The organism is Thermoactinomyces mirandus, from assembly GCF_013868055.1.
GTDB lineage: Bacteria > Bacillota > Bacilli > Thermoactinomycetales > Thermoactinomycetaceae > Thermoactinomyces > Thermoactinomyces mirandus.
Window position 1 is genome coordinate 1 of record NZ_JACEOL010000073.1, and the last position, 723, is coordinate 723.

General features: G+C 40.0%; 1 protein-coding gene. It reads right to left on the minus strand.

Annotation, left to right across the window (positions count from 1 at the left end):
• Positions 1-195: 195 nt before the first annotated feature.
• Positions 196-723: hypothetical protein (locus H2C83_RS16620; RefSeq protein ID WP_181742302.1), on the minus strand; the 528-nt coding region annotated here is incomplete at its 5' end.

The window sequence follows — 723 nt, forward strand, 5'->3', positions numbered from 1 at the left end:
CGTTGATTTGCTCAATTTTATGATTTTGCTTATACTTCAATTTGGGTACCTCCTTCGCTATTTAAGGGTCCACTGGCCAGTGGGACACCTCGTATGTTAGCAGGAGGTACTTTTCTTTTTCAACCCCCTTTGTTTTTCAAATACAGGAATGCTTCATTATATACATTAGTCTGGACAAATGTCCAGACTAATGCTTTATCTTAGCTGTTTTAAATTAATTAATCCACCCAATCGAGTACCTTGATAAAAATCAATTACTTGTCCAGATACTGGGTCCAAAATTACTGTTTTGTTATTATATATAATAGCTCGCTGGGTTTTACCACTAAGATTTCCCTTTCCATTCCATATACCTTCCCATATTTCAGCTTTTAGTTCCGTTTGGTACTTTTCTGCAAAATCTTTAGCTGCCTGATCATACTCTTTTTTACTCGCAAAGCCCATGTCTCTTCCATGTTTATTAAAATGTTTTCCAAGTTGGTACATTTTTTCAGAAGACACTGGTACAATTTCTATTATCTTATTTGTGCCCCTACTACCCCCTCTCCTATCCATCCGATCAACCTGAGGTTTCCGGGGGATGTCCGGGGGGCTGCCGGCAGGCTGCAGTCTGGGGCCTAACCCCAACCGCTCTGCCAGATCATCGATATGGACATCGAATCTCTTCAAGAATTTCTTTCCGCCATTAAAAAATCCTTTCAGAGCAACACCTAGTTTTTTACC